Here is a 26,120-nt window from a genome sequence, read left to right as displayed (position 1 = left end):
GGCCGGCTCCGTATGCGCGGGGCCCGGTCAGCCCGTGGCGGGGGAGTCCTTCGCGGAGGCGGGGACCTTCTCGTCCTTGCGCAGGGCGTCCCAGAGCTGGGTGGCCTGTGGCTCGGCCACGACCACGCGGTTCGGGTCCACCTTGTCGTAGGCGACCGGCAGCATGATGGTCTCCATCGTCTCCGGGTTCACGCCCTTCATGCTCTGCGCGAAGTCGGACAGCGCGGTGAGCGAGGCCAGATCGGAGTCGGTGGTCAGCGACTTGGTGCCGGCGTCGGCGAGCTTGTAGAGCCGGGCCGGGTTGCCGAGGGCGTCCTGCTTCTTGATCTCCGCCAGCATCGCCAGCATGAACTGCTGCTGCAGGCCGATGCGCCCGAGGTCGCTGCCGTCGCCGTAGCCGTACCGGGTCCGGACGAACTTGAGCGAGTCGGTGCCGTTCAGCCGGTGCGTGCCCGCGTCGAGCTTCAGGCCGCCCTTGGCGCCGCTCATCGGCTTGTCCAGGGTGACGGTGACCCCGCCCAGCGCGTCCACCAGGCCCTTGAAGCCCGCGAAGTCCACCTCGACGAAGTGGTCCACGCGGACACCGGACATCTGCTCGACCGTGTTGACCACGCAGGCCGGACCGGCCAGCGAGTAGACGGAGTTGAACATGACCCGCTTCGCGGACGGCACCGTCCTGCCGTCGCGGCCCTTGCACTCGGGCCGGGTGATCAGGGTGTCGCGGGGGATGCTCACCGCGGTGGCCTTCGCCCGGCCCTCGGGTATGTGCACCAGCATCGCGGTGTCCGAGCGGGCGCCGCTGACCGATCCGTGGTCGAGGTCGCCGTTGGCCCCGGCCCGCGAGTCGGAGCCGAGCACCAGGATGTTCTGCGCGTTCGCGACCACCTTGGCGGGCCGGTTGTCACCGATCGCCTGGTCCAGGTCGACGCTGTCGATGTTGCCGTTGAGGTGGCTGTACGCCCACCAGCCGGCTCCGGCCGCGCCCAGGATCAGCACGGCGACCAGCAGCAGGGTGATCCGCAGAATGCGGCGTCGGCGGCGCCTGGGCCGCGCGTGCGTTTCCGTCATGGGGGTGAATCTTAGACAGGTATTCGAACGGCCGGAGCCCGCCCCACGTGGGAGGCGGGCCCGGCCGTCGAACAGCAGCTGCGACCCGGACTAGGCGGGGACGCTCGCGATGCCGGGGGCGAGGAACTTCTTGCCGTTCACGCGCTCCGAGACGCCCTCACGGTCCAGGTACGGCGTGATGCCGCCCAGGTGGAAGGGCCAGCCGGCACCGGTGATGAGGCAGAGGTCGATGTCCTGGGCCTCGGCCACGACACCCTCCTCCAGCATCAGACCGATCTCCTGCGCCACCGCGTCCAGGACGCGGTCGCGGACCTGCTCCTCGGTCAGGACGGAGTCGCCCTGGACCAGGAGCGCGGCGACCTCGGGGTCCAGCTCCGGCTTACCGGAGTCGTAGACGTAGAAGCCGCGCTTGCCCGCCTCGACCACGCGCTTGAGGTTCGGGGAGACGGTGAAGCGCTCCGGGAAGGAGCGGTTCAGGGTCTCGGAGACGTGCAGGCCGATCGCCGGGCCCACGAGCTCCAGCAGCACCAGCGGGGACATCGGCAGGCCGAGCGGCTCGATGGCCTTCTCCGCCGTGGCGACCGGGGTGCCCTCGTCGATGACGTTCTGGATCTCGCCCATGAAGCGGGTCAGGATGCGGTTCACGACGAACGCCGGGGCGTCCTTGGTGAGGACCGCGGTCTTCTTCAGCTTCTTGGCGACGCCGAAGGCCGTGGCCAGCGAGGCGTCGTCGGTCTGCTCACCGCGGACGATCTCCAGCAGCGGGAGGATCGCGACCGGGTTGAAGAAGTGGAAGCCGACCACGCGCTCCGGGTGCTGGAGCTTGGAGGCCATCTCCGACACCGACAGCGAGGAGGTGTTGGTGGCGAGGATCGCGTGCGCCGGGGCGACCGCCTCGACCTCCGCGAACACCTTCTGCTTGACGGACATCTCCTCGAACACGGCCTCGATGATGAAGTCCGCGTCCGCGAAGCCCTCGGCCTTGTCCAGGACACCGCTCACCAGGGCGGTCAGGCGGTTGGCCTTGTCCTGGTTGATGCGGCCCTTGCCGAGCAGCTTCTGGATCTCGGCGTGGACGTAACCCACGCCCTTGTCCACGCGCTCCTGGTCGATGTCGGTGAGGACCACCGGCACCTCCAGGCGGCGCAGGAACAGCAGCGCCAGCTGCGAGGCCATCAGGCCCGCGCCGACGACGCCGACCTTGGTGACCGGACGGGCCAGGGACTTGTCCGGGGCGCCGGCCGGGCGCTTGGCGCGCTTCTGGACCAGGTTGAAGGCGTAGATGCCGGAGCGCAGTTCGCCGCCCATGATGAGGTCGGCCAGGGCCGTGTCCTCGGCGTCGAAGCCCGCCTGCAGGTCGCCGTCCTTGGCCGCGGCGATGATGTCCAGCGCGCGGTAGGCGGCCGGAGCGGCGCCGTGCACCTTGGAGTCCGCGATGAAGCGGCCCTTGGCGACGGCCGCGTCCCAGGCCTCGCCGCGGTCGATCTCCGCGCGGACGACCTCGGTGGTGCCGTTCAGGACGTTCGCGGTCCACAGGAGCGACTGCTCCAGGAAGTCCGCGCCCTCGAAGATCGCGTCGGCGATGCCGAGCTCGAAGACCTGCTTGCCCTTGAGCTGGCGGTTCTGGTTCAGCGAGTTCTCGATGATGACCGAGACCGCGCGCTCGGCGCCGATCAGGTTCGGCAGGATGGCGCAGCCGCCCCAGCCGGGAACCAGGCCGAGGAAGACCTCGGGCAGCGAGAAGGCCGGGATGGCCTTCGAGACGGTGCGGTAGCTGCAGTGCAGGCCGACCTCGACGCCGCCGCCCATCGCCGCGCCGTTGTAGTACGCGAAGGTGGGGACGGCCAGCGCCGAGAGACGCTTGAAGACGTCGTGGCCGCCCTTGCCGATGGCGAGCGCCTCGTCGTGCTTCTTCAGCAGCTCGACACCCTTGAGGTCGGCGCCGACCGCGAAGATGAACGGCTTGCCGGTGATGCCCGCGCCGACGATGGTGCCGGCGGTGGCCTCCTGCTCGACCTGGTCGATCGCCGCGTTCAGGTTGGCGAGGGACTGCGGGCCGAAGGTGGTCGGCTTGGTGTGGTCGAAGCCGTTGTCCAGCGTGATGAGCGCGAAGCGCCCGGCGCCGAACGGCAGGTCCAGGTGACGGACGTGCGCGGACGTGACGACCTCGTCCGGGAACAGCTCGGCCGCGCCCTTCAGGAGCTCAGCGGTGGTGCTCACTTGGAGTCTCCCTCGGCGTTGAAGTTCGGGTTCTCCCAGATGACCGTCGCGCCCATGCCGAAGCCGACGCACATGGTGGTCAGGCCGTAGCGGACGTGCGGCTGCTCCTCGAACTGGCGGGCCAGCTGCGTCATCAGACGCACGCCGGAGGAGGCCAGCGGGTGGCCGAAGGCGATGGCGCCGCCGTACTGGTTCACACGGGCGTCGTCGTCGGCGATGCCGTAGTGCTCCAGGAACGCGAGCACCTGGACCGCGAAGGCCTCGTTGATCTCGAAGAGACCGATGTCGTCGATCGTCAGGCCGGCCTGGGCCAGGGCCTTCTCGGTGGCCGGGATGGGGCCGTAGCCCATGACCTCCGGCTCGACACCCGCGAAGGAGTACGAGACGAGGCGCATCTTGACCGGGAGGTTGTTCTCGCGGGCGAAGTCCTCGGACGCGATGATCGCGGCGGTGGCACCGTCGTTGAGACCGGCGGCGTTGCCCGCGGTGACCCGGCCGTGCGTACGGAACGGGGTCTTCAGGTTCGCCAGGTTCTCCAGCGTGGTGCCCGGGCGCATCGGCTCGTCGGTGGTGACCAGGCCCCAGCCCGTCTCGCCCGCGGCCTCGTTGGTGTTGCGCACCGAGATCGGGACCAGGTCCTGCTGGATCTTGCCGTCGGCGTACGCCTTGGCGGCCTTCTCCTGCGAGCGCACGGCGTACTCGTCGGCGCGGAGCTTGGTGATCGTCGGGTACCGGTCGTGCAGGTTCTCGGCGGTCATGCCCATGAACAGGGCGGACTCGTCGACCAGCTTCTCGGAGACGAAGCGCGGGTTCGGGTCGACGCCCTCACCCATGGGGTGACGGCCCATGTGCTCGACACCGCCGGCGAGGGCGACGTCGTACGCACCGAAGGCCACACCGCCCGCGACGGCGGTCACGGCGGTCAGCGCGCCGGCGCACATGCGGTCGATGGAGTAGCCCGGGACGGACTGCGGGAGGCCCGCGAGGATGCCGGCCGTGCGGCCCAGCGTCAGGCCCTGGTCGCCGATCTGCGTGGTCGCGGCGATGGCGACCTCGTCGATCTTCTTGGGGTCCAGGTCCGGGTTGCGGCGCAGCAGCTCCCGGATCGCCTTCACGACGAGGTCGTCGGCGCGGGTCTCGTGGTAGATGCCCTTCGGGCCCGCCTTGCCGAACGGGGTGCGGACGCCGTCGACGAAGACGACGTCCCTGACGGTACGAGGCACGTTGGCTCTCCTCCATGTGCGGGATGGCACTGCTGCGCGGGGGCGCACTCGGCATACGTTGCTGAGCGCCCGCTCACCCGACCATGCTACTTGCGGGTAACCAATGTGCACACCCCCTCCCCGAGGAGCGGCGAAGGTCACACTCCGCCCGTGTGCGTCGTCCGCGCCGTGCACACCATGTCCGAGCGCCGGTTCCGGTTCGGCAAGGTGCCGGGCGCGACCACCGGCAGCTGCTGCAGGACGACGACGGGGTGCTCACTCCCATGGAGTGAGCACCCCGTCCAACGGCGTGCGGAGCCCTCGGTCAGACCGTGGCCGACAGGGCCGTGACCAGGACCGGGGTCACCTGCTCGATCTGCCAGGGCCGGGCGCCGTGGAGCGCCAGGGTCCCGGCCACCGCGTCCGCGTCCAGCCGCTGCGGGGGCTCCCAGCACAGGCGGCGGACGGTGTCCGGGGCGATCAGGTTCTCCTGGGGCAGGTTCAGCTGCTCCGCCAGTGCCGAGACGGCGGTGCGGGCGGCGGCCAGCCGGGCCGCGGCGGCCGGGTCCTTGTCGGCCCAGGAACGCGGCGGGGGCGGGCCGGACGGGGTCGCCCCCGGCTGCGGCAGCTCGCTCTCGGGCAGCGCCTTGGCGCGGTCCACGGCGGCCATCCACTGGTCGAGCTGGCGACGGCCCATCCGCTGCCCGTAGCCGGGCAGGGCCGAGAGGGTGTGCACGTTCGTGGGCAGGGCCAGGGCGGCCTCGACGATCGCGGCGTCGCCCAGCACCTTGCCCGGCGACACGTCACGCCGCTGTGCGATCCGGTCCCGGGACTCCCACAGCTCCCGTACGACGGCCATCTGCCGGCGGCGGCGCACCTTGTGCATGCCGGACGTACGGCGCCACGGGTCCTTGCGCGGCGGGGCCGGCGGCGCGGCGGCGATCGCGTCGAACTCCTGCCGGGCCCACTCCAGCTTGCCCTGCCGGTCCAGCTCCTTCTCCAGCGCGTCGCGCAGGTCCACCAGCAGCTCCACGTCCAGAGCGGCGTAGCGCAGCCACGGCTCGGGCAGCGGGCGGGTGGACCAGTCGACGGCGGAGTGGCCCTTCTCCAGGGCGTAGCCGAGAACGCTCTCGACCATCGCGCCGAGGCCGACGCGGGGGAAGCCGGCGAGCCGGCCCGCGAGCTCGGTGTCGAACAGCGAGGTGGGGACCATGCCTATTTCGCGCAGGCACGGCAGGTCCTGGGTGGCGGCGTGCAGGATCCACTCGGTGCCGGAGAGGGCCTCGCCCAGTGCGGACAGGTCGGGGCAGCCCACCGGGTCGATCAGTGCGGACCCGGCACCCTCGCGGCGCAGCTGCACGAGGTAGGCGCGCTGGCCGTAGCGGTATCCGGAGGCGCGTTCGGCGTCGACGGCCACGGGGCCGGTGCCCGCGGCGAAGGCCGCGACCACTTCGGCGAGGGCGTCCGCGTCGGCGACCACCGGAGGGATCCCCTCACGGGGCTCCAGCAGGGGGATCGGCAGCCCACCGGGCGGAACAACGACGTCGTCCGGGGGGCCGCCCCCGGTGGTGGTGCGCAGGTCTGCTGCGGTCTCTTGGGCGTCGGTCACCGGTCAAGGGTATCCGTGTATACGACGCACCCGTCGCCGGAACGTTCCGTCGACGGGCGCGATCAATACGCGGGGTGTTTTCCGGGGGTGCCCCGGACGTTTGCCCGGGGCTCCGTCCCGGCCCCTGTCCGGGCATGCCGGACGCCTATCCGGGCGCTCCGGCCCGCGCTCAGTGGATGATCCCGGTGCGCAGCGCCACGGCGACCATTCCCGCGCGGTCACCGGTGCCCAGCTTGCGGGCGATACGGGCCAGGTGGGACTTGACGGTCAGGGCGGACAGGCCCATCGAGACGCCGATGGCCTTGTTGGACTGGCCCTCCGCGACGAGGCGCAGGACCTCGACCTCGCGGCCGGAGAGCTCGCGGTAGCCGCCCGGGTGGCTCGGGGCACCCGGGGGGCGGCGGTGCATGCGGGCGGCGGCGGCACCGATGGGGGCGGCGCCGGGCCGGGTGGGGAGCCCGATGTTGGTGCGCGTACCGGTGACGACGTAGCCCTTCACCCCGCCCGCGAGGGCGTTGCGGACGGCGCCGATGTCGTCGGCGGCGGACAGGGCCAGGCCGTTCGGCCAGCCTGCGGCACGGGTCTCGGAGAGCAGGGTGAGACCGGAACCGTCGGGCAGGTGTACGTCGGCCACGCAGATGTCGCGCGGGCTGCCGACGCGGGGGCGGGCCTCCGCGATGGACGACGCCTCGATCACGTCACGGACTCCGAGGGCCCACAGATGGCGGGTCACGGTGGAACGCACGCGCGGGTCGGCCACGACGACCATGGCCGTCGGCTTGTTCGGGCGGTAGGCGACCAGGCTTGCGGGCTGCTCGAGAAGAACGGACACCTAGGCCTCCTGGGGGAGTGGCGGGACGGCCGGCTCGGGGAAGGAAGCCGGTGCGAACCGTGCGGATGGTCACTGACTCCTTCGGCACGTCACCCGCCCGGCTTTAGGGAATGATCACGATTTGGTGAGTAACAATTCGGGCAATTCGGACGCACGATCGATCATCGGGTGATCAGAAGCCCACAACGGAGGCCGCGTTGTGACACTCCGCCCCCGGCCGCGGCCGGGAGGTCCCCCTCCCGGGGCGGCCGTACGGCCCCGTGCCTACGGGTGGTGCGGACCGCGGCGCTGTGGCAGGGAGACCACGCCCGTCGCCGTGTCGGTCGGACCCACCGGCGGCAGCCCCGCGATCTGGCAGATCAGTTCGCACCACGCCGACAGGTGCGCGGGGGTGTCCGGGACCCCGCCCACGCCCTCGCGCGGCGTCCACGAGGCCCTGATCTCGATCTGCGTCGCGGGTCGCCGCTCCGCGAGCCCGCCGAAGTAGTGCGAGCTCGCCATGGTCACCGTCCCGCTCGCCTCGCCGTAGGCCAGCCCGCGTGCCTCCAGGGCCCCCGTCAGCCAGGACCAGCACACCTCGGGCAGCAGCGGGTCGGCGGCCATCTCGGGCTCCAGCTCCGCCCGTACGAGCGTCACCAGCCGGAAGGTCCCGTGCCAGGCGTCGTGCCCGGCCGGATCGTGGAGCAGGATGAGCCGGCCGTCGGCCAGGTCGTCCTCCCCGTCCACCACCGCGGCCTCCAGCGCGTAGGCGTACGGGGCCAGCCGCTGGGGCGGCTTCGTCGGATCGATCTCGACCCCCGGACGCAGCCGGGCCTTCTTCAAGCCTTCGACCGCCCGGCGGAACGGGAGTGGGACGGAGCTCTCCTTCGCACTGTCCGTACCGTCGGCGCCATCTGAAAATCGTCCCTGAGCCGCAGCCATGCGGGGAAGACTAGGCGGTATGTGCGGCCGTACGGCGCAGGGACACCCGCGCCGGGCCGGGCACTTCTTCATACGTGCGAAGATTTGGGTCGTGAGCGCCAACGACAGCCCCAAGGGCCAGCCGAGCCAGACGTACGATTCCGCCTTCCTGAAGGCGTGCCGGCGGGAGCCGGTGCCGCACACGCCGGTGTGGTTCATGCGGCAGGCCGGGCGCTCCCTCCCCGAGTACCGCAAGGTCCGCGAGGGCACCGCGATGCTGGAGTCCTGCATGCGGCCCGACCTGGTCACCGAGATCACCATGCAGCCGGTGCGGCGCCACAACGTCGACGCGGCGATCTTCTTCTCCGACATCGTGGTCCCGCTCAAGGCCATCGGCGTCGACCTGGACATCAAGCCGGGCGTGGGCCCCGTCGTCGCCCAGCCGATCCGCCGCCGCGAGGACCTCGCACAGCTGCGCGACCTCACCCCTGAGGACGTCTCGTACGTCACCGAGGCGATCGGCATGCTCACGGGTGAACTCGGCTCCACGCCGTTGATCGGTTTCGCGGGCGCACCTTTCACCCTCGCGAGCTACCTCGTCGAGGGCGGCCCGTCGAAGAACCACGAGCACACCAAGGCCCTCATGTACGGGGACCCGCAGCTCTGGGCCGACCTGCTCGACCGCCTCGCGGAGATCACCTCCGCCTTCCTGAAGGTCCAGATCGAGGCCGGCGCCTCCGCGGTGCAGCTCTTCGACTCCTGGGTCGGCGCGCTCGCCCCGGCGGACTACCGCCGCTCCGTCATGCCGGCCTCGGCGAAGGTCCTGCAGTCCGTCGCCTCCTACGGGGTCCCGCGCATCCACTTCGGCGTGGGCACGGGCGAGCTCCTCGGCCTGATGGGCGAGGCCGGCGCCGACGTCGTGGGCGTCGACTACCGCGTCGCGCTCGACGAGGCGGCCCGCCGTGTCGGCCCCGGCAAGGCCCTCCAGGGCAACCTGGACCCGGCCGTGCTCTTCTCCACCACGGAGGCGGTGGAGGCCAGGACGGACGAGGTCCTCGCGGCGGCCGCCGGCCTGGAGGGCCACGTCTTCAACCTGGGCCACGGCGTCCTCCCGACGACCGACCCCGAGGCGCTGACCCGCCTGGTGGACTACGTCCACACCAAGACGGCCCGCTGACACCCGGGGCACACCGACCGCGAGCGCTGCTGCGCGCCGTGCACCGCACGGCGCGCAGCAGCGCTCAGACGCCTGCCGCGCGGACCGCGGAGACCGCTTTGCGGGCCGCCACCAGGACCGGGTCCCAGACCGGGGAGAACGGCGGGGCGTAGCCCAGGTCGAGCGAGACGATCTGGTCCACCGTCATGCCCGCCGTGAGGGCCACCGCCGCGATGTCCACCCGCTTCGCGGAACCGGCACCGCCGACGATCTGCACACCGAGGAGCCGGCCCGTACGGCGCTCCGCCAGCATCTTCACCGTCATCTCCACCGCGCCCGGGTAGTAGCCCGCCGTGTTGGTGGAGGTGATGGTGGCCGTCACGAAGCGCAGGCCCGCCTCCAGCGCGTCGCGCTCGCGCAGCCCCGTACGGGCGATCTCCAGGTCGCAGACCTTGCTGACGGCCGTGCCGACCACCCCGGGGAAGGTCGCGTAGCCGCCGCCCACGCCCGAGCCGATGACCTGCCCGTGCTTGTTGGCGTGGGTGCCCAGCGGGATGTGCCGGGTCCGGCCCGCGACCAGGTCGAGGACCTCCACGCAGTCGCCGCCGGCCCATACGTCGTCGTGGCCCCGGACCCGCATCGACAGGTCCGTCAGGATCCCGCCCGAGGGGCCGAGCGGAAGGCCGGCGGCGCGGGCCAGTGCGGTGCGCGGTTCCACGCCGATTCCGAGCACGACCACGTCCGCCGGGTACTCCTCGCCGCTCGCCGTGGCCACCGCGCGGGCCCGGCCCTCCTCGTCGGTGAGGATCTTCGTCACCTCGGCGCGCGAGACGGTGACGATCCCCATCCGGTTCATCGCGCCGTGCACCAGACCGCCCATGTCGGGATCCAGCGTGGACATCGGCTGCTCGCCACGGTGCAGGACGGTCACCTCGTAGCCCCGCAGGACCAGGGCCTCGGCCATCTCCACGCCGATGTAGCCCGCGCCGACCACGACCGCCCGCCGGCCCCGCGTGCGCTCCAGCGCGTCCATCAGTCGCTGGCCGTCGTCCAGGGTCTGGATGCCGTGCACCCCGTGCGCGCCGATGCCGGGCAGGCGCGGACGCACCGGCCGGGCGCCCGTGGCCAGGACGAGCTTGTCGTAGTGCGTCCAGGCTTCCGACCCGCCGTCCAGATCGCGGGCGCGGACCCGGGACCCGGGCAGGTCGAGCTCCACCACCTCCGTGCGGGTGCGCAGGTCGATGTCCCGCGCGCGGTGCTCCTCGGGAGTGCGGGCGATCAGCTCGTCGCGCCCGGCGACCAGCCCGCCGACCCAGTACGGGATGCCGCACGCCGAGTAGGAGGTGAAACGGCCGCGCTCGAAGGCGACGATCTCCAGCTCCCGCGCCCCCCTCAGCCTGCGGGCCTGCGACGCGGCGGACATCCCCGCCGCGTCGCCCCCGACCACCACCAGTCGTTCCGTCGCCATCGCCCGTACCGCCCCTTCACCTACGTCGAATGGTGAACACGCTACGGGCGAACGCGCGTTCAGTCCTGCACGTCGGCCTCGGTGTCCGGAGCCGCCGCCCGCTGCGCGGGGACCCCCGCCCGCTTCGGTGCCGGGTCCGTCTTCGGCCGCGCCGGCCGCCACCGCCGGTACGCACGGACCAGCAGCGCCACCACCGAGGCCGCCAGCAGGAACGGCAGCAGCGCGCCCACAGCCACCATCAGGTAGCGGAGGATCTTCGTGAAGACGTCCCAGCCGCCGCTCAGCGCACCGAGGAAGGTGGGCTCCTGCTCCTGCTCCTTCTCCTCCGCCGGGGCCGGCTCGGAGACCTCCAGCGTGATCGTGCCCATCGACGTCCGGTCCTTCAGCGCCGTCTGCTGCGCCAGCAGCGACTCCAGGTCGGACTGGCGCCGGCTCAGCTCGCCCTCCAGCATCACCACCTCGCTCAGCGCCGAGGCCTTGCCCATCATCTCCCGCACCCGCGCCACGCTGGCCTGCTGCGAGGAGACCCGGCTGCCTATGTCGGCGACCTTCTCGGTGACGTCCTGCGCGTCGACCTTGCGGTGCAACAGCCTCCCGCTGCCCTCCATGGCGGCCAACACGGAGTCGTAGCGCTCGCCGGGCACCCGCAGGGTCACCGTCGAGGTCATCCGGCCGTTCTCGCCGCGCTTGGTCGACTCGTTGCCGACGTAGCCGCCCGCGCCGTCGGCCGCGGTGCGCGCCGCCGCCAGGGTCTTCTGGACGTCCGTCGTCTCGATGCCGAGCGTCGCCGTACGGATGACGTTCGGCCGGACCGCGACCGGCGCCCCGTCCTTCGCGCCGGACGACCCCGCCGGGGCCGGGGCAGCCGCGGCCCCCGCCGCACCCTCCCCGGCCTTCCCGTCGGCCGCGGGCGGCGCGGCCGCCGCCTTGTCGCTCGCGGAAACCTGCTCGCCCGCCCCGCAGCCGGTGAGCGCGAGCACCCCGGTGAGGGAGAGGGCGGCCAGGGCCGCCGCGGAACGGTGTCTGCTGATGCTGCGCATGGCTGTGAACCCCCGGTGATCGGCTGGTGTTGCCGTTTCGACGTACAAGGTCCCGTCGCGGGTTTCGCACGCGCGGTTCCGGGCCGGTTCCGATGCGGTCACGGTCCGGCCTCGGTGATCGATCTGAGACGATGTGTCCATGCAGGAAGCGGACATGCGTACGGATCGGCCGGGGAGCCCCACCCGGCCCGCCGGCTCCCCGGGCCACGTCGTCGTCATCGGCGGCGGCATCGCGGGCCTCGCGGCGGCCCACCGGCTGCTCGCCGAGGGCGCCCGCGTCACGCTGCTGGAGGCCGGTCCGAGGCTCGGCGGCAAGCTGTACTCCGGCGAACTCGCCGGAGCCCCCGTCGACCTCGGCGCCGAGTCCATGCTCGCCCGCCGCCCCGAGGCCGTGGCCCTCGCCGAGGCCGTGGGCCTGGCCGACGCCGTGCAGCCGCCCGCCACCGCCACCGCCCACCTGTGGACCCGGGGCGCGCTGCGGCCGATGCCGCGCGGCCACGTCATGGGCGTCCCCGGAGACCTCGGGCCGCTCGCCGCCTCCGGGATCCTCTCCGCCGAGGGCCTGGCCCGCATCGAGGCCGAGCGGACGCTGCCGCCCGCCGAGATCGGCGAGGACGTCGCCGTCGGGGAGTACGTGGCCGCCCGCCTCGGCCGCGAGGTCGTCGACCGGCTGGTGGAACCGCTGCTCGGCGGGGTCTACGCGGGCGACGCCTACCGCATCTCGATGCGGGCCGCGGTGCCCCAGCTGTTCGAGGTCGCCCGCACCCACGCCCTCTTGGGCGACGGCGTGCGCGAACTGCAGCGCAGGGCCCAGAGCCTGCCCCAGCAGGCCGGCCCGGTGTTCGCCGGCATCGACGGCGGCATCGGACGCCTCCCGCTCGCCGTGGCCGAGGCCTGCCGCGCGGCCGGCGCGCGGATCGTCACCGGCGCCCCCGTGCGCGAGGTCCTTCGTACGGCTGAAGGCTGGCGGGTCGTGGCCGCCGCGGAGAGCGTCGAGGCCGACGGCGTCGTCCTGGCCGTCCCGGCCGGGCCGGCCGCCCGGCTGCTGGACACCCTCGCACCGGCGGCCTCGGCCGAGCTGGACCAGGTCGAGTACGCCTCGATGGCGCTGGTCACCATGGCCTTCCGGCGCGGCGACCTGCCCGCGGCCGTCTCCGGCGGCGACGCCAGCGGCTTCCTCGTCCCGCCCGTCGACGGCCGGACCATCAAGGCGTCCACCTTCTCCAGCAACAAGTGGGCCTGGGCCGGCACCGACCCGGACCTGTTCCTCCTGCGCACCTCCGTGGGCCGCTACGCCGACGAGCGCGACCTGGAGCGCGAGGACGGCGACCTCGTCGAGGTGTCCCTCGCCGACCTCGGCGAGGCCGTGGGCCTGACGGCCCGTCCCGTCGCCTCCACCGTCACCCGCTGGGACGGCGGACTGCCCCAGTACCCCGTCGGCCACCTCGGCCGGGTCGCCCGGATCCGCCGCGCCGTCGAGGCCCTCCCCGGCCTCGCCGTGTGCGGTGCGCTCTACGACGGAGTGGGCATTCCGGCCTGCATCGCGAGCGCCGGCCGCGCCGCGGACGCGGTGATCGCCGCGCTCGGTGCGCGTACGGCACCCCTGGCTCCGACCACTGATCAGCGCACGGGACAATAGGCACATGACTGCACCAGAGAAGATTCCCAACGCGGGGAAGAAGGCGAAGGACCTCAACGAGGTCATCCGCTACACCCTGTGGTCCGTCTTCAAGCTGAAGGACGTCCTGCCGGAGGACCGCGCCGGTTTCGCCGACGAGGTCCAGGAGCTGTTCGACCAGCTGGCCGCCAAGGACATCACCGTCCGCGGCACCTATGACGTCTCCGGCCTGCGCGCCGACGCCGACATCATGATCTGGTGGCACGCGGAGACCGCGGACGAGCTGCAGACCGCGTACAACCTGTTCCGCCGTACCAAGCTGGGCCGCGCGATGGAGCCGGTGTGGTCGAACATGGCCCTGCACCGCCCGGCCGAGTTCAACAAGTCGCACATCCCGGCCTTCCTGGCCGACGAGGTCGCCCGCGACTACGTCAGCGTGTACCCCTTCGTCCGCAGCTACGACTGGTACCTGCTGCCCGACGAGGACCGTCGCCGCATGCTCGCCGACCACGGCAAGATGGCCCGCGGCTACCCGGACGTGCGCGCCAACACCGTCGCCTCCTTCTCCCTGGGCGACTACGAGTGGCTGCTGGCCTTCGAGGCCGACGAGCTGTACCGCATCGTCGACCTCATGCGTCACCTGCGTGCCTCCGAGGCCCGCATGCACGTCCGTGAAGAGGTGCCCTTCTACACCGGGCGCCGCAAGTCCGTCGCCGACCTGGTGGCCGGGCTCGCCTGATACCTCCCCTGGGGGGAAGGACCGGAGGACGACCACACCGTCAGGTGAGTGCCTCCGGTGGATCGGGAGGCACAGCCCCCGAAACGACGCAGCCGGAGATCCCGCCCGGAAGTTCAGACGACAGGCGGCAGCAGTGCCCTGCGGGCACCCGCCGCCCGGTCGTCCAGCGACACCGGTGCGGGCTCCGGATGCGGCGCACAACGGACGCGCCACCCCGGGGTGGTGCCCGTCAGCAGATAGCGCTCCACGTGCCGGTCCACGCAGCCGTTGCGTCCACCGGCCACGCCGTGGGAGCCGGCCCCCGTCTCCGTCACCAGCGAAGCCCCGGCGCCGAGTCGCCGCTGGAGTTCCGGCGCACCCGCGTACGGGGTCGCGCCGTCGCGCTCAGCCGCGACCACCAGCGTCCTCGGCAGCCGCTCCGGCTGGGCCCCGACCGCCACCGGCGTCCGGCCCGCCCGGACCGGCCAGGAGGCGCACGGCAGGTTGAGGAAGGCGTTGGCCCAGGTCTCGAAGGGGGCGGTGCGGGCCAGTTCGGTGTGGTCGCGGTCCCAGGTCTCCCAGTCCGCGGGCCAGGGGGCGTCGTTGCAGAGGACCGCCGTGTAGACGGCCGTCGCGTTCTCGGCCTCGGCCGCCGCCGCCGGGTCGGGCGCCGCCTGGGCGGCCAGCACCGAGGGATCACCGCGCAGGAAGGCGGCCAGGGCCGCCGCCCGGTCCGGCCAGACGTCGTCGTAGTACGCGGCCTGCAGGTAGGCGGCCCGCAACTCGCCGGTCCCGACGGTCCCGCCCGCGGGGGTGCCGGCCACCGCGTCCCGGACCCGCTCGTAGCCGGCCTGCACGGCCTCCGGGGTGGTGCCGAGCCCGTACACGGCGTGGTGGCGGGCCACCCAGGCGCGGAAGTCGCGCCAGCGTCCCTCGAACCCCCGTGCCTGGTCGAGGTTGTTGCGGTACCAGACGCGGCGCGGATCGGGATCGACCGCCGAGTCGAGGACCATCCGGCGGACGTGGCGCGGGTACAGGGTGGCGTAGACGGCACCGAGGTAGGTGCCGTACGAGGCGCCCATGAAGGTCAGCTTCTCCTCACCGAGCGCGGCACGCAGCACGTGCAGGTCACGGGCGTTGTTCGCGGTGGTGTAGTACGGCAGGGCAGGGCCGGCCCGGCGCGCGCAGCCGCGGGCGTACGCCCGGGCCTGCGCGAGGCGCTGCATCTTGTACGCGGGGGAGGGGTGGACGGGCTCCTGGACGGGAGCCTTCGCGCGGGCCGCCGGGTCCTGGCAGGACAGCGGGGCCGAGCGCCCGACACCGCGCGGGGCGTAACCGACGAAGTCGTAGGCGGCGGCGATCCGCTCCCAGCCGGGGAGATCGGCGACGAGCGGGAAGTACATCCCGGACGCCCCGGGGCCGCCGGGATTCTGGACGAGCGCGCCCTGGCGGGCGGCGCCGTGGGCTCCGGTGGCGGCGGCCCGGCTGACGGTGAGGGAGATCTGCGGGCCGTCGGGACGGGCGTAGTCGAGCGGTACGCGCAGGGTGGCGCATCGGACATGGGACGGCAGGTCCTCGACGGCGGGACAGGCACGGAAGTCGAGGCCGGCGGCGCCGCCGCCCCGGGAGGCGGCCGCGAGGGCGGCACGGCGGGCGACGAGCGCGGCACCTGCGCTCTCGGCGTCGGCGGTACCAGGGGTACTGGCGGTACCGGGGGTACTGGCATCCGGGGGCGGCGGGGCGGGTGCGGCCGCGACGTCGGGCGTGCCCAACGTGAGGAGGAGCGCGGCCACGGCGGCTCCGTGGCGTGCGGTTCTCGTGCGCATGGTGGCCCCTGCCTCTCATCCGATGAACCGATGAGAGGCCGGGGCGCCGCACTTGTAAAGGATCACCGGCCGGTGTCGGCGGCCGTGACCCCGATAGGCCGTATCAGGAACTGCTGGAACTGCTGGAGCAGCTGGAACTGCTCGAACTGGAACAGCTGGAGCCGCTCGAACCGGAACAGCCGGAACCGGAGGAGCTGCCGCAGCTCGAACCGCTGCCGCCCCCGCAACTGCTGCCGGAGGACCCGCAGCCGGAACCGGAGCCGCAGCCCGAACCGCCGCCCCCGTCGCTCGTCGCGCACCACAGCACCGGCAGCAGCTCGGCCGAGGAGCCGGAGGACGACGAGTGCGTGCGGTGGGGGCGCGCCCCCGACTGGGCCGCCGCCAGCCGGGTGCCGCGCGCGGCGGGCACCAACTGCTGGCGCAGGAACGGGTCGCGCAGGCCGCGCAGCCCGAACAGCGCGGTCTGCACGTGCGGGCCGTGGTCGTTCACGTACGCCGACCGCAGGGCGAGCAGGGCGCGGAGCCCCGCCGGGGTGACCCGGTTCCCGGCCCGGGCCCTGCAGAACAGGCCGAGGACGAGGCCCGCGAACAGGGCGGGCGCCACCGTCACGACGAACGGCACGCCGGGGTCGGAATCGAGGGCGAACTCCACGACGGTCAACGGGATCGAAGCCACCAGCCACACCCCGCACACGACGGCCTGGACCAGCCCCCAGCGGCGCCAGGTCCGGCCGGTGCCGGGCGGGGCGATCAGGCCGCGGGCGGCCAGGGCATCCCCGATCTCCTGGACGGCCGGGTCGCACATGGCGGCGTACCGGACCTGGTAGAGCCAGCCCGAGGGAGCTCCGGCGTGGGCCTGGAGCACGGCGCGTTCGGCGGGGTCGCCGGCCCGCGCCCCGGGGCGTACCTGGACGATGCCGGGACCGCCGACGACCAGGCGGCCGTCCCCGAGCATCGTGACGAGCGCGGTGTCCACGACGGTGGCGGGCCCGCCCACCACGAACGCGGCCTCGGACAGGTCGTGGAGGCCGGCCGCCGGGGCCGCCGGGACGGGCCGGGCCCGGCGCAGCCCGCGCACGAGCAGGACGGAGGAGACGACGACGGCGATCCAGATCGCGACGGCGAGGACGTTCATGCCGCCCTCCCCGCGAGCGCCCGGGCCCAGCGCACGATGCGTCGCGGTGGCCTGGCCCCCGCCCGCTCCCGCCACCAGGCGGTGAGCCGGCGTCGTGCGGCCGGGTCGGCCGGCAGGTCCTGGATCAGCAGGTGCTCGGCGAAGTCCAGCGCGTCCCTGCGGTATCCGGCGGTCATCGGGCGGCCCTTCGCGTAGGCGAGGAAGGCCTCCCGGTACGGCGCACGGCCGCCGAGGATCCCGGGCAGCTCCGGAGCCACCTTCGCGACGACGTCGGCCCGCTTGGCGGCCAGGGCCCGCACCTGCACCCGGATGCGCGCGCGGTCGAAGCCCTCGGGCACCGGCGTCCCGGCCACCAGCGCGGACAACAATGCGGCCTGCCCGAGGCCCACCCGCGTCCGAGCCGCCTGGTGAACGGCTTCCGCCCCGGCCTCGTCCATGGCCTTCGCCCCGGCCTCGTGCACGGCTTCCGCCCCGGCCTCGTCCACGGCCTTCGCCCCGGCCTCGGGCTCGCTCACCGGATCGGTCGTCGCCGCCGCGCGCACAGCGGGCCGGCCGGCCGCTGCCGGCAGGGCGCGGGGCGTGGCCGTCAGCACCTCGCGGATCGCGGTCAGTTCGCCCGCGAGTTCCGCCTCGGGCGGGAAGTCGTCGTCCCGCTCCAGCAGGACACCCGCCGGTGCCACCCGGGAACGCAGTTCGGCCAGCAGGTCGAGCACCACCGGCGGCACGGGGTGCGCATGGGTGTCGTGCCAGACGCCGCCGCGTTCGACGCCGCCCGCCACGTGCACGTACGCCAGCGCCTCCAGGGGGATCGCGTCCAGGACGGCGGCCGGGTCCTCGCCCCGGTTGACGCGGTTGGTGTGCAGGTTGGCCACGTCGATGAGCAGCCGGACCCCGGTCCGCTCGACCAGTTCCGTGAGGAACTGCCCTTCCGTCATCTCCTCGCCGGGCCACGAGAACAGCGCGGCGATGTTCTCCAGCGCCAACGGCACCGGCAGCGCGTCCTGCGCGATCCGCACGTTCTCGCACAGCACGTCCAGCGCGTCGCGGGTGCGCGGCACGGGCAGCAGGTGCCCGGCCTCCAGCAGCGGCGAGGACGTCCGTACGAAGGCGATGTGCTCGGTGACGAGCGGTGCCCCCAGCGCCACCGCCCGCTCCCCGAGCGCCGCCAGCTTCTCCGGATCCGGACGGTCGGCGCCGCCGAGGCCGAGCGAGACCCCGTGCGGCACGATGCGCGTGCCGCGCTCCCGCAGCCGCCCGAGCGCCTCGGGCAGGTGGCCCGGGCAGACGTTCTCGGCCACCACCTCGACCCAGTCCAGGCCGTCCAGCCGCTCGACCGCGTCCGCGATCTCCGGCCGCCAGCCGATGCCCACCCCCAGGTGTGCCATGGGCTTCATGTCCCCCCGCCCCCTCTCGTCCTACCGTGTGCGGATGTCATGGCCCCGACGCAGTCGCGCCAATCCGCACGAGGGGACGTTCAGAGCAACATTTGAGGTTCCCGGCGGCCGGCGCGGGCCCGCCCCGGCCGCCGGGAGGAAGTCAGAGCCGGGCCCGCAGCGCCGGATGGTCGGCGACGACGGTCGCGCTGCCGGGCGCGATCTCGGTGAACCCGGCGTCGCGGACCACCGGCAGCCCGCTCCCGCTCAGCTCCGCCCACCGCTCGCGCGCGGCCGTCCGTACGGCCAGGCGGAAGCCCGACTCCTGCCAGGCGGCCCGCTCCGCACGCGTCAGCTCCCACCACGCCAGCTGCGCCGCGTGCCCGGCCTGGGCCATCGCCTTGCCGGCGGACATGCCGAGGTCCGGGTTGAGCCACAGCACCGGCAGGGCGCAGCCGTCGGCCGCGGGGACCGGCTCCGGGTCGTCGAGGTCGGTACCCGATACCTGGAGCTTGGCCAGCTCCTTGGGCCAGCCGTCGAGGGGCACCGGCGGGAACACCCGGACCTGGGCGGCGTCACCGTGCACGGTGATGCCCGCCAGGGCCTCCGCCTTGCGCCACTCCGCGCCGCGCGCCCGCCGGACCACCTTGCGGATCCGCGCGTCCTGCCAGTCCCGGACGGCCTGCGCCCACGCGCCCTCGCCGCGTGCCCGCTCGTCGGTGAGCAGCACCAGCACGGCCCGGGCCGCGGTCTCCAGGGCATCGGTGCGGGCGGGCGGTTCCGCCTTCTCGATGCGCACCACCAGCGGCAGGACGAACTGCGGGGCCTCGTCCCGCAGTGCGTGCTCCCGACGGAAGGCACTGTCGGCCCCGACCGCGGGTACGCCGGAGGTGTCGTTCGTGTGCTGGCTGCTCATCCCGCCAAGGATGCCAGGTTCCGCCTTGAGGAGGATGTCCCGGGTGGCGGGCCCGGGCGAGGATCGGGGCCATGAAGAGTGATCTTTTCGCGTCCGAGAACCTGGCGCGGGCCGCCGAGACCCCCGGCATGAGCCTGCAGAACGCCAAGTCCGTGAAGTACAACGTCAACGGGGAGATGCTGGCCCGTCAGGGGTCGATGGTCGCCTTCCGCGGCGACCTGCAGTTCGAGCGCAAGGGACAGGGCATAGGCAGCATGCTCAAGCGCGCCGTCACCGGCGAGGGCCTGGCGCTGATGTCCGTACGGGGCCGGGGCGAGGCCTGGTTCGCCCACCAGGCGGGCAACTGCTTCATCATCGACATCGAGCACGGTGACGCCCTCACCGTCAACGGCCGCAACGTGCTGTGCTTCGACCCGACGCTGTCCTACGAGATCAAGATGGTGAAGGGCGCCGGCATGACCGGCGGCGGCCTCTTCAACAGCGTCTTCACCGGCACCGGCAAGCTCGCCGTCGTCTGCGACGGACACCCGATCATCATCCCGGTCACCGCCCAGGCCCCCGTCTACGTCGACACGGACGCGGTGGTCGGCTGGAGCGCCCAGCTGGAGACGGGTCTGCACCGCTCCCAGTCCGTCGGCTCGATGATCCGCGGCGGCTCCGGCGAGGCCGTCCAGCTGATGCTGCGCGGCGAGGGCTTCGTCATCGTCCGCCCGAGCGAGGTCACCGAGACGGCGGCCGCGCACTGAACCTCACCACCGGCGGGGGTGAGGGGGCACGACCGACCGTCACGTCCCGATCAGTTCGGAGACCTTCACGAAGCGGTAGCCGCGCTTGCGCAGTTCCGGGACGATCTTCTGGATGGCCTCCTCGGTGACGGGGGCGGCGCTGCGCGTGCAGTGCATCACCACCACCGAACCGGGTTTCACCCCGGCGAGGACCTGTTCCGCCACCGCGTCGGGGTCCTTCGCGAAGGCGTCCCCGCTGACCACGTCCCACTGGACCGCCGTGACCTTGGCCGTGGACAGGGCCCGCAGCGCCGGGTCGTCGTAGCAGCCGCCGGGGAAGCGGAAGTACGGGACGGTGTTGACGGCCCCGGCCTGCCGGAAGGCGGCGAAGGCCCGGTCCACGTCGGCCCGGGCGGCGGCGCCGTCCAGCGCGGGCAGTCCGTAGCAGGGGGACGTGAAGGCGTGGTGGCTGTACGAGTGGTTCGCGACCTCGAAGTTCGGGTCGGTCCCGATGGCCTTGGCCTGGTCCGGGTACTCCTCGGCCCAGCGGCCCGTCATGAAGATCGTCGAGGGCACCTTGAGGGTGCGCAGCGTCGAGATCAGCTGCGGGTTGTCGAAGCGCTCCCCGCCCGCGGCGCGCGGCCCCTGGTCGGAGGTCATGTCGGCGTCGAAGGTCAGTGCCACGGTCTTGTCCGTGTGCTGCTTCGCCCGCTCGAAGACGGGGGTCAGGCCGTCGGGGCCGGGTGCCAGGGTCGGGACCTTGCCGGGAGCACCGGCCGGCGGGGCGCCCGGGGCGGGGCCGCCCGGGGAGGCGGCCGCCGAGCCGGGCGCGGACGCCGCGGGCGCGGACGCCGCCGGGGCGGACGCCGGCGGCGTGCCCATGCGGGCTTCGCGGCCGGCGTCCGTGGTGCCGGAGCCGCCGCCGCAGCCCGCGAGGGAAGCGGTGAGGGCGGCACTGAGTGCGGCCGCGGCCGTCACCTTGCGCATGCGCACAGAAATGGTCACGCACGCAAAATATATGACTATGTGACAAGTGGGTGTCCGCGGCACTCCACATCTGCCGCGAGACCCCCGGTCAGCGCCGCCAGGGGCCCGTCACGGCGAAGGTCGTGCCCGGGGCGTAGGCGTTGACGTACATCGTCCGTCCGTCGGGGGAGAAGGTGATCCCGGCGAACTCCCCCCACTCCGGGGCCCCCGGGGCGCCGACGTCCTGGGCGTTGCGGGCCACCGGGTAGACCTCGCCGCCCGCCGTCACCCCGAACACGTACTGCGCCCCGCCGCCGTCCTCGCACACCATCAGACCGCCGTCCGGGGCCAGGCAGATGTTGTCGGGGGAGTCCCCGGGCAGCCGGACGTCGGCGGCCGGGCCGAAGAGCACGTCGAGCCGGAGCCGGGCGCGGCGCGGATCGTAGAACCACACCTGTCCGTGGTGGTCGGCGGGCGCGCCCTCGCCCGTGCGGGCGTAGCTGGACACGAAGTGGACGCCCCGGCCGCCCCAGTAGCAGCCCTCCAGCTTCTGCGCGTGGGTGATGCCGCCCCGCCCGAAGTCCTGGTGCCGGATCGGGGTGCCGGCGGCCGAGGGGTCCGGTACGGGCACCCATTGCACCGGGAACTCCGCCCCGGGCTCGTCCACCACCGCCAGGTCCGCCAGGCCCGGCACCCGCAGGGCCTCCAGGGTGCCCCCGGCCCGCAGCGAACCGGTGCCGCCGAGCGGCCGGTCCGGCAGGAACCGGTAGAACAGCCCGAACGGCCGGACGAAGGCGTCCTCGGTCTCGTAGACGACACCGCGGTGCGGGTCCACGGCGACGGCCTCGTGCGCGAAGCGGCCCATCGCGGTGAGCGGGACGGCGCCCGTGCGCCGCGGCCGGGCGGGGTCCACCTCGAAGACGTAGCCGTGGTCGCGGCCGTAGCCGGAGGTGCCGGCCCGGTCCTCGGTCTCCTCGCAGCTCAGCCAGGTGTTCCAGGGGGTGCGGCCGCCCGCGCAGTTGACGGCGGTGCCGGCGAGGGCGACGCGCTCGCCGGTGACCCGCCCGTCCCCGGCGAGGTCCAGGGCCGTGCAGCCGCCGAGTGCCCCGGGGTCGTAGGTCAGCCCCGGTACGGCGGGGACGCGCAGGGCGGCGGTGGCGCGGTTCTCGTGGTTGCGCACCAGCCGCACCCGGCCGCCCCCGGCGTCGAAGGCGGCCATCCCGTCGCAGTTGGCGGGGACGGCCCCCTCACCGGAGCGCAGCGGGTCGCCGGCGCGCGAGAGCACCCGGTAGCCGAACCCGGCGGGCAGGTCGAGCAGCCCGCGCGGGTCCGGGAGCAGAGGCCCGTACCCGCCACCCGCCCGGGCGGCCCGGGCGGAGGCGGGGGAGCCGCCGGCGAACAGCGAGCCCAGTGCTCCGCTGAAGGCGATCGCGCCCGCGGCGAGCAGGCTGCGTCGGGAGACGGACATCGGCGGCTCCGGTGGGAACGTCGGAACGTCAGGGGCGGGTGGTGCCGGGGAGGCAGGCCACCGCCGGGTTGAAGGTCTCGTGCAGGCCGCGGGGGTTCTTCTTCCACAGCCACAGGTGCAGGGCGTAGTGGACCGGCTGGCCGGGGAAGTTGCCAGGCTTGGGGCCCTTGAACGCGGTGCCGAACATGGTGGGGCGGTCGTCGTCCGTGGTCAGCTTCTGGTCGCGGTCGTAGACCAGCCACTGCACCCCGACGAGGCGCTTGCCGCCGCGCCCGTCGTCCTCGTAGTACAGCGCGGCGGGCTTCGTCGGGTCGACGGAGTTGTCGTACTTGTGGTTGAAGTGCGGGTAGCCCAGCGCGCCGGTCCGGCCCGCCCTGTCAAAGACGCAGTACTTGTCCGGCACGTAGCCGTCCGCCACCGCGTGGGCGTGCACCTGGTACCTGGCGGTCGCGCCGTACGCGGTCGCCCGGTCGGCCAGGGCCCGACCGGTGGCCGGGCCGTGGTCGGCGGAGGCCGTCGGTGCGGCGACGGCCGCCAGGGCGAGCGAGGCGGCTGCGATGAGGGCGGGGGTGAGACGTCGGGCCATGCGCGGACTCCTCGTGACGGACTGGCTGGTGGCACAGCAGCCCTTCCCACCGGCCCCCGTACCCGCCCCGCGTCCGTCCCGTACACGGCACGGACGGACGACCGCCGATCGGCCGACGGCCGACGGGCGCTCACCGGGCGGCCGGGCGGGCGGCCGAGCCGCCGTCCCCGGCCGACCGCCGGCCGGACGTCCGCAGGCCGGCGGCCAGGCCACCGGCCTACGGCGGCTCACCCGAACGGGAGCGGCGCCGTTTCGCGGCGCACCGGCACGGGGAACCGGTGAGTCCGCAGACGGCCGTTGCGACGGCCACGGCCACGGCCACGGCGGCCGGTGCGACGGAGGGTGCGGAACATGGCGCAGCGGGATGCGGCACCGAACGGCGACGGAGGACTGCGGGACATCGTCTCGGCCGTCTCCCGGGGCGCGCCGGAGTACCGGCAGTGCCCCCACCCCCTGTACGCGGCCCTGCGCGAGCAGGACCCGGTGTGCCGGCTGACCCCTCCCCACGGGATCGACACCTATCTGATCACCCGCCACGACGACGCCCGCGACGCCCTGTCGGACCCCCGGTTCAGCAAGGACATGCGCGGCGCCATCGACACCTACCACGCGGTGTACGGCAGCTTCTTCGACGCACTCGACGACAACGTGCTCTTCTCGGACCCGCCGCGGCACACGCGGCTGCGCCGCATCCTGCGGAGCGCCTTCACCCCCCGGCGGGTGGAGCAGATGCGTCCGAGGATCACCGAGATCGCGGAGACGCTCCTCGACGAGTGCCGCAGGGCCGGCACGGTCGACCTGATGGCCTCGTTCGCGTTCCCGCTGCCCGTCGCGGTCCTGTGCGAGCTGATGGGCATCCCGCAGGAGGACCGCCCGGAGATCCTGGAGCAGTTCGCGGTCGTCACCCGCTCCCGGTTCGACCCCAGCCGCAGGGCGGAGCTGCAGGCGGCCGGGGAACGGCTCCAGCACCGGCTGGAGCGGCTCATCCAGGACACCCGGGACCACCCGTCGGACACCTTCCTCAGCGACCTGGTCCGGGCGGAGGAACGGCTGGACGACCCCGAACTGGTCGCGTCGCTGTGGGTCCTGTTCTTCGCCGGCCACAAGACCACCGCCTACCAGATCGGGAACTCCGTCCTCAACCTGCTGCTCCACCCCGAGCAGGCGGCCAGGCTCCGCGAGGACCCCCGGCTCATCCCGGGGGCGGTCGAGGAGATGCTCCGCTTCGAGGGCTCGGTGGAGACGTCGACCTTCCGGTACGCGGCCCAGGAGGCCCGGATCCGGGACACGGTGATCCCCAAGGGCTCCCTGGTGCAGATCGCGATCTCCGCGGCCAACCGGGACCCGGAGCGGTTCGACGCGCCCGACGAACTGGACGTGACGCGCGAGGGCCTCCAGGGCACGCACCTGGGCTTCGGCCACGGCACCCACTACTGCCTGGGCGCGCCCCTGGCGCGGCTCGAACTCGAGATCGCGCTCGGCTGCCTCCTGCGGGAGTTCCCGGACATGCGGCCGGTGGACCTGGAGGAGACCCGCGGGGCGTGGCTCAAGGGACCGGTGGCGGCCTTCCGGGGGCTGGAGCACCTCCGGCTGGTCCTGGAGCCCTCGGGCCCGGACGGGGACCCGGGTGAGCCGACCCTGGCCGCCGTGGCCTCCGGAAAGTGACCCCAGACCCGATGGGCGGTGGATTGACATGACGGATTCCGTGAGCACCCCCGCGCTGCGCCTCCTGGGGACCCCGGCGGACGAATTGCGCATCGCCGCGGTGGGCACCAGCGAGGTCATCCGGATCGCCCGGGGCCCCTCCGCGCCGGTCGCGGGTACGGCGGGCCCGGTCCACTCGAAGATCGACATGCACCATCACTTCTGCGCCCCGGAGTGGCGCGAGTGGGCCGTGCACCACGGGCTCGTCACGCCCGGGCAACTGCCCCCGTGGACCCGCCTCGACACCGAGGCGGCGATCCGCTTCATGGACGGCGCGGGCATCACCACCGCGGTCCTCAAGCCGATGCTGCCGGCCCGCTACCGGTCGTCGGCGCAGCTGCGCGAGGCGATCAACATCACGCTGCGGTCGATGATCGAGGTGGCCTCCGCGCACCCGGGCAGGTTCTCCTACTACGTGCCGCTCTTCCTGGACGACGAGGAGGCGTCGTCCTGGGCCGTGCGCCGCGGGCTCGGACAGCTCGGCGCCGTCGGCGTCAACGTGACCGCGAACTACGGGGGCGTCTACCTCGGGGACCCCAGTTACGACCGGCTCTTCCACGAGCTGAACGAACGCTGCGCGGTGGTCGACACCCACCCGCACAACCTCCCGGGTTGCGCGCCGGGCGCGTCGACGGTCCCCGGCATCCCGAACTTCATGTGCGACTTCCTGCTGGACACCACCCGGGCCGCCGTGAACATGATCAGCAGGCGGACCCTGGACCGCTTCCCGGACATCTCCGTGGTCCTGCCGCACGCCGGCGGCTTCCTGCCGTACATCGCCACCCGCCTGCAGGCCCTGGGGCGGTTCTGCGAGCCGAGCGTGGAGCCCGCCGCCGTCCGCGACCACCTGGGCCGCTTCTACTACGACACCGCAGGCCCCATGGCGCCCGCCGCGACCCTGCTGGAGCACGTGCCGGCCGACCACGTCCTCTTCGGCACGGACTGGCCCGCCGCCCCCGCCGACACGGTCATGGACCTGGCACTGCCCGCTCTCGACGCGGACCCGGCCTTCACCCCGGAGCAACTGCGGGGGATCTACCACGGCAACGCCCTGCGCCTGATCCCGCAGCTCGCGACCGCCTGAGCCGCGGGGGTGCGGGCCGCGCCGTGCGGCCCGTACCCCCGTCGGCGGTGATCAGGCGAGCTTGGCGCTCAGGGTGATCGTCGTGCCCGTCAGGGCCTGGCTCACCGGGCAGTTCTTCTTCGCGTCCTCGGCGGCGGCGACGAAGGCGTCGTCGTCCAGGCCGGGGACCTCACCCTCGACGGTGAGGTGGATGCCGGTGATGCCCTCGCCGGGCTGGAAGGTGACGTCGGCCTTGGTCTCCAGGCGGGTGGGCGGGGTGCCCGCGCCCGCGAGGCCGTGGGACAGCGCCATCGAGAAGCAGCTGGAGTGGGCGGCGGCGATCAGCTCCTCGGGGCTGGTCTTGCCGTTCGCGGCCTCGGAGCGGGCGGGCCAGGAGACGTCGTACGAGCCGATGCCCGAGGAGTCGAGGCTGACGACACCCTTGCCCTTCAGCAGGTCGCCTTCCCAGACGGTGTGCGCGTGACGCGTGGTGGCCATGGTGATCCCTTCGCAGAGGTGGGGAAACG

The 26,120-nt window shown here is 73.3% G+C and carries 22 protein-coding genes; 6 read left to right on the top strand and 16 right to left on the bottom strand.

Annotated elements, in window-relative coordinates; all coding sequences use genetic code 11:
- Positions 1-27: 27 nt before the first annotated feature.
- From IH80_RS0113785 to IH80_RS0113760, 6 genes are all read right to left on the bottom strand, one after another.
- The gene (locus tag IH80_RS0113785) at positions 28-1,068 is read right to left on the bottom strand and encodes an LCP family protein (protein WP_030960477.1); all 1,041 of its coding nucleotides are present in this window, start codon (positions 1,066-1,068) and stop codon (positions 28-30) included.
- Between the two features lie 90 nt (positions 1,069-1,158).
- On the bottom strand, positions 1,159-3,288 hold the full coding sequence (locus IH80_RS0113780) for a 3-hydroxyacyl-CoA dehydrogenase NAD-binding domain-containing protein (protein WP_030960476.1): 2,130 nt from the start codon (positions 3,286-3,288) through the stop codon (positions 1,159-1,161).
- Positions 3,285-4,511 carry a thiolase family protein gene (locus IH80_RS0113775; RefSeq protein ID WP_030960473.1) on the bottom strand — a complete coding sequence of 409 codons (1,227 nt, stop codon included), beginning with the start codon at positions 4,509-4,511 and terminating at the stop codon, positions 3,285-3,287. The genes IH80_RS0113780 and IH80_RS0113775 overlap by 4 nt, the downstream gene beginning before the upstream one ends.
- Before the next feature lie 304 nt (positions 4,512-4,815).
- Positions 4,816-6,099, bottom strand: coding sequence for an HRDC domain-containing protein (locus tag IH80_RS0113770; RefSeq protein WP_030960472.1), 1,284 nt, complete (start codon positions 6,097-6,099; stop codon positions 4,816-4,818).
- 169 nt (positions 6,100-6,268) lie between these two features.
- The gene (locus IH80_RS0113765) at positions 6,269-6,931 is read right to left on the bottom strand and encodes a helix-turn-helix transcriptional regulator (RefSeq protein WP_007267191.1); all 663 of its coding nucleotides are present in this window, start codon (positions 6,929-6,931) and stop codon (positions 6,269-6,271) included.
- Between the two features lie 264 nt (positions 6,932-7,195).
- Positions 7,196-7,852, bottom strand: a complete 657-nt coding sequence (locus tag IH80_RS0113760; RefSeq protein ID WP_030651584.1) for a DUF3000 domain-containing protein — start codon at positions 7,850-7,852, stop codon at positions 7,196-7,198.
- Between the two features lie 91 nt (positions 7,853-7,943).
- Between IH80_RS0113760 and hemE the strand changes: the two genes are divergently transcribed.
- Positions 7,944-9,008: a uroporphyrinogen decarboxylase gene (gene hemE / locus IH80_RS0113755; protein ID WP_030960471.1), complete on the top strand. Its 1,065-nt coding sequence runs from the start codon at positions 7,944-7,946 to the stop codon at positions 9,006-9,008.
- Between the two features lie 64 nt (positions 9,009-9,072).
- Here the strand turns inward: hemE and IH80_RS0113750 are convergent, their stop codons facing one another.
- Together IH80_RS0113750 and IH80_RS0113745 are read right to left on the bottom strand one after the other, a co-directional pair.
- Complete coding sequence (locus IH80_RS0113750) at positions 9,073-10,455, bottom strand: FAD-dependent oxidoreductase (protein WP_030960470.1); 1,383 nt, start codon at positions 10,453-10,455, stop codon at positions 9,073-9,075.
- A 59-nt stretch (positions 10,456-10,514) separates the two neighbouring features.
- Entirely contained in the window at positions 10,515-11,495 is a 981-nt protein-coding gene (locus IH80_RS0113745; RefSeq protein WP_037879858.1) for a DUF4349 domain-containing protein, read from the bottom strand.
- A gap of 154 nt (positions 11,496-11,649) precedes the next feature.
- On the opposite strand from IH80_RS0113745, the gene hemG reads away from it, so the two are divergent.
- The gene (gene hemG / locus IH80_RS0113740; RefSeq protein WP_051809258.1) at positions 11,650-13,134 is read left to right on the top strand and encodes a protoporphyrinogen oxidase; all 1,485 of its coding nucleotides are present in this window, start codon (positions 11,650-11,652) and stop codon (positions 13,132-13,134) included.
- A gap of 4 nt (positions 13,135-13,138) precedes the next feature.
- Positions 13,139-13,852, top strand: coding sequence for a hydrogen peroxide-dependent heme synthase (gene hemQ / locus IH80_RS0113735; RefSeq protein WP_030032685.1), 714 nt, complete (start codon positions 13,139-13,141; stop codon positions 13,850-13,852).
- Positions 13,853-13,965: 113 nt separating this feature from the next.
- Here hemQ and IH80_RS0113730 read toward each other — a convergent pair whose 3' ends face one another.
- From IH80_RS0113730 to IH80_RS0113715, 4 genes are all read right to left on the bottom strand, one after another.
- Positions 13,966-15,657, bottom strand: a complete 1,692-nt coding sequence (locus IH80_RS0113730; protein ID WP_030960464.1) for an alpha/beta hydrolase — start codon at positions 15,655-15,657, stop codon at positions 13,966-13,968.
- Positions 15,658-15,760: 103 nt separating this feature from the next.
- The gene (locus tag IH80_RS0113725; RefSeq protein ID WP_037879898.1) at positions 15,761-16,792 is read right to left on the bottom strand and encodes a TIGR04222 domain-containing membrane protein; all 1,032 of its coding nucleotides are present in this window, start codon (positions 16,790-16,792) and stop codon (positions 15,761-15,763) included.
- Positions 16,789-18,186 (bottom strand): DUF692 domain-containing protein, encoded by a 1,398-nt coding sequence (locus tag IH80_RS0113720; RefSeq protein WP_030960462.1) that lies wholly within the window; start codon positions 18,184-18,186, stop codon positions 16,789-16,791. The genes IH80_RS0113725 and IH80_RS0113720 overlap by 4 nt, the downstream gene beginning before the upstream one ends.
- Positions 18,187-18,328: 142 nt before the next feature.
- Positions 18,329-19,081 (bottom strand): aminoacyl-tRNA hydrolase, encoded by a 753-nt coding sequence (locus IH80_RS0113715; protein WP_030960461.1) that lies wholly within the window; start codon positions 19,079-19,081, stop codon positions 18,329-18,331.
- 71 nt (positions 19,082-19,152) lie between these two features.
- On the opposite strand from IH80_RS0113715, the gene IH80_RS0113710 reads away from it, so the two are divergent.
- Positions 19,153-19,827 carry an AIM24 family protein gene (locus tag IH80_RS0113710; RefSeq protein WP_030960459.1) on the top strand — a complete coding sequence of 225 codons (675 nt, stop codon included), beginning with the start codon at positions 19,153-19,155 and terminating at the stop codon, positions 19,825-19,827.
- Positions 19,828-19,866: 39 nt separating this feature from the next.
- Here the strand turns inward: IH80_RS0113710 and IH80_RS0113705 are convergent, their stop codons facing one another.
- The 3 genes from IH80_RS0113705 to IH80_RS0113695 form a co-directional block, all read right to left on the bottom strand.
- A complete protein-coding gene (locus tag IH80_RS0113705; RefSeq protein ID WP_030960458.1) occupies positions 19,867-20,793 on the bottom strand; it encodes a polysaccharide deacetylase family protein in 927 nt (308 codons plus the stop codon).
- Positions 20,794-20,881: 88 nt separating this feature from the next.
- On the bottom strand, positions 20,882-22,240 hold the full coding sequence (locus IH80_RS0113700; RefSeq protein WP_030960456.1) for an alkaline phosphatase PhoX: 1,359 nt from the start codon (positions 22,238-22,240) through the stop codon (positions 20,882-20,884).
- A 28-nt stretch (positions 22,241-22,268) separates the two neighbouring features.
- Entirely contained in the window at positions 22,269-22,826 is a 558-nt protein-coding gene (locus IH80_RS0113695; protein WP_030960454.1) for a hypothetical protein, read from the bottom strand.
- Positions 22,827-23,177: 351 nt separating this feature from the next.
- Between IH80_RS0113695 and IH80_RS0113690 the strand changes: the two genes are divergently transcribed.
- On the top strand, positions 23,178-24,491 hold the full coding sequence (locus IH80_RS0113690) for a cytochrome P450 family protein (protein WP_051809256.1): 1,314 nt from the start codon (positions 23,178-23,180) through the stop codon (positions 24,489-24,491).
- 28 nt (positions 24,492-24,519) lie between these two features.
- On the top strand, positions 24,520-25,614 hold the full coding sequence (locus tag IH80_RS0113685) for an amidohydrolase family protein (RefSeq protein ID WP_234432224.1): 1,095 nt from the start codon (positions 24,520-24,522) through the stop codon (positions 25,612-25,614).
- Positions 25,615-25,665: 51 nt separating this feature from the next.
- Here IH80_RS0113685 and IH80_RS0113680 read toward each other — a convergent pair whose 3' ends face one another.
- On the bottom strand, positions 25,666-26,091 hold the full coding sequence (locus IH80_RS0113680) for an OsmC family protein (protein WP_030960450.1): 426 nt from the start codon (positions 26,089-26,091) through the stop codon (positions 25,666-25,668).
- Positions 26,092-26,120: the final 29 nt, after the last annotated feature.

The sequence above is a fragment of the Streptomyces sp. NRRL S-378 genome (assembly GCF_000720645.1).
GTDB lineage: Bacteria > Actinomycetota > Actinomycetes > Streptomycetales > Streptomycetaceae > Streptomyces.
Note: the sequence above shows the minus strand (reverse complement) of the source record. Positions and strands in the feature narration are given on the sequence as shown.

Coding starts and splice junctions, on each gene's coding strand:
- IH80_RS0113700 (WP_030960456.1), bottom strand. CDS start 22,240: ATGTCCGTCTCCCGACGCAGCCTGCTCGCCGCGGGCGCGATCGCCTTC.
- IH80_RS0113750 (WP_030960470.1), bottom strand. CDS start 10,455: ATGGCGACGGAACGACTGGTGGTGGTCGGGGGCGACGCGGCGGGGATG.
- IH80_RS0113730 (WP_030960464.1), bottom strand. CDS start 15,657: ATGCGCACGAGAACCGCACGCCACGGAGCCGCCGTGGCCGCGCTCCTC.
- IH80_RS0113785 (WP_030960477.1), bottom strand. CDS start 1,068: ATGACGGAAACGCACGCGCGGCCCAGGCGCCGCCGACGCCGCATTCTG.
- hemQ (WP_030032685.1), top strand. CDS start 13,139: ATGACTGCACCAGAGAAGATTCCCAACGCGGGGAAGAAGGCGAAGGAC.
- IH80_RS0113715 (WP_030960461.1), bottom strand. CDS start 19,081: ATGAGCAGCCAGCACACGAACGACACCTCCGGCGTACCCGCGGTCGGG.
- IH80_RS0113685 (WP_234432224.1), top strand. CDS start 24,520: ATGACGGATTCCGTGAGCACCCCCGCGCTGCGCCTCCTGGGGACCCCG.
- IH80_RS0113680 (WP_030960450.1), bottom strand. CDS start 26,091: ATGGCCACCACGCGTCACGCGCACACCGTCTGGGAAGGCGACCTGCTG.
- hemG (WP_051809258.1), top strand. CDS start 11,650: ATGCGTACGGATCGGCCGGGGAGCCCCACCCGGCCCGCCGGCTCCCCG.
- IH80_RS0113745 (WP_037879858.1), bottom strand. CDS start 11,495: ATGCGCAGCATCAGCAGACACCGTTCCGCGGCGGCCCTGGCCGCCCTC.
- IH80_RS0113760 (WP_030651584.1), bottom strand. CDS start 7,852: ATGGCTGCGGCTCAGGGACGATTTTCAGATGGCGCCGACGGTACGGAC.
- IH80_RS0113695 (WP_030960454.1), bottom strand. CDS start 22,826: ATGGCCCGACGTCTCACCCCCGCCCTCATCGCAGCCGCCTCGCTCGCC.
- IH80_RS0113710 (WP_030960459.1), top strand. CDS start 19,153: ATGAAGAGTGATCTTTTCGCGTCCGAGAACCTGGCGCGGGCCGCCGAG.
- IH80_RS0113690 (WP_051809256.1), top strand. CDS start 23,178: ATGGCGCAGCGGGATGCGGCACCGAACGGCGACGGAGGACTGCGGGAC.
- IH80_RS0113725 (WP_037879898.1), bottom strand. CDS start 16,792: ATGAACGTCCTCGCCGTCGCGATCTGGATCGCCGTCGTCGTCTCCTCC.
- IH80_RS0113720 (WP_030960462.1), bottom strand. CDS start 18,186: ATGAAGCCCATGGCACACCTGGGGGTGGGCATCGGCTGGCGGCCGGAG.
- IH80_RS0113705 (WP_030960458.1), bottom strand. CDS start 20,793: ATGCGCAAGGTGACGGCCGCGGCCGCACTCAGTGCCGCCCTCACCGCT.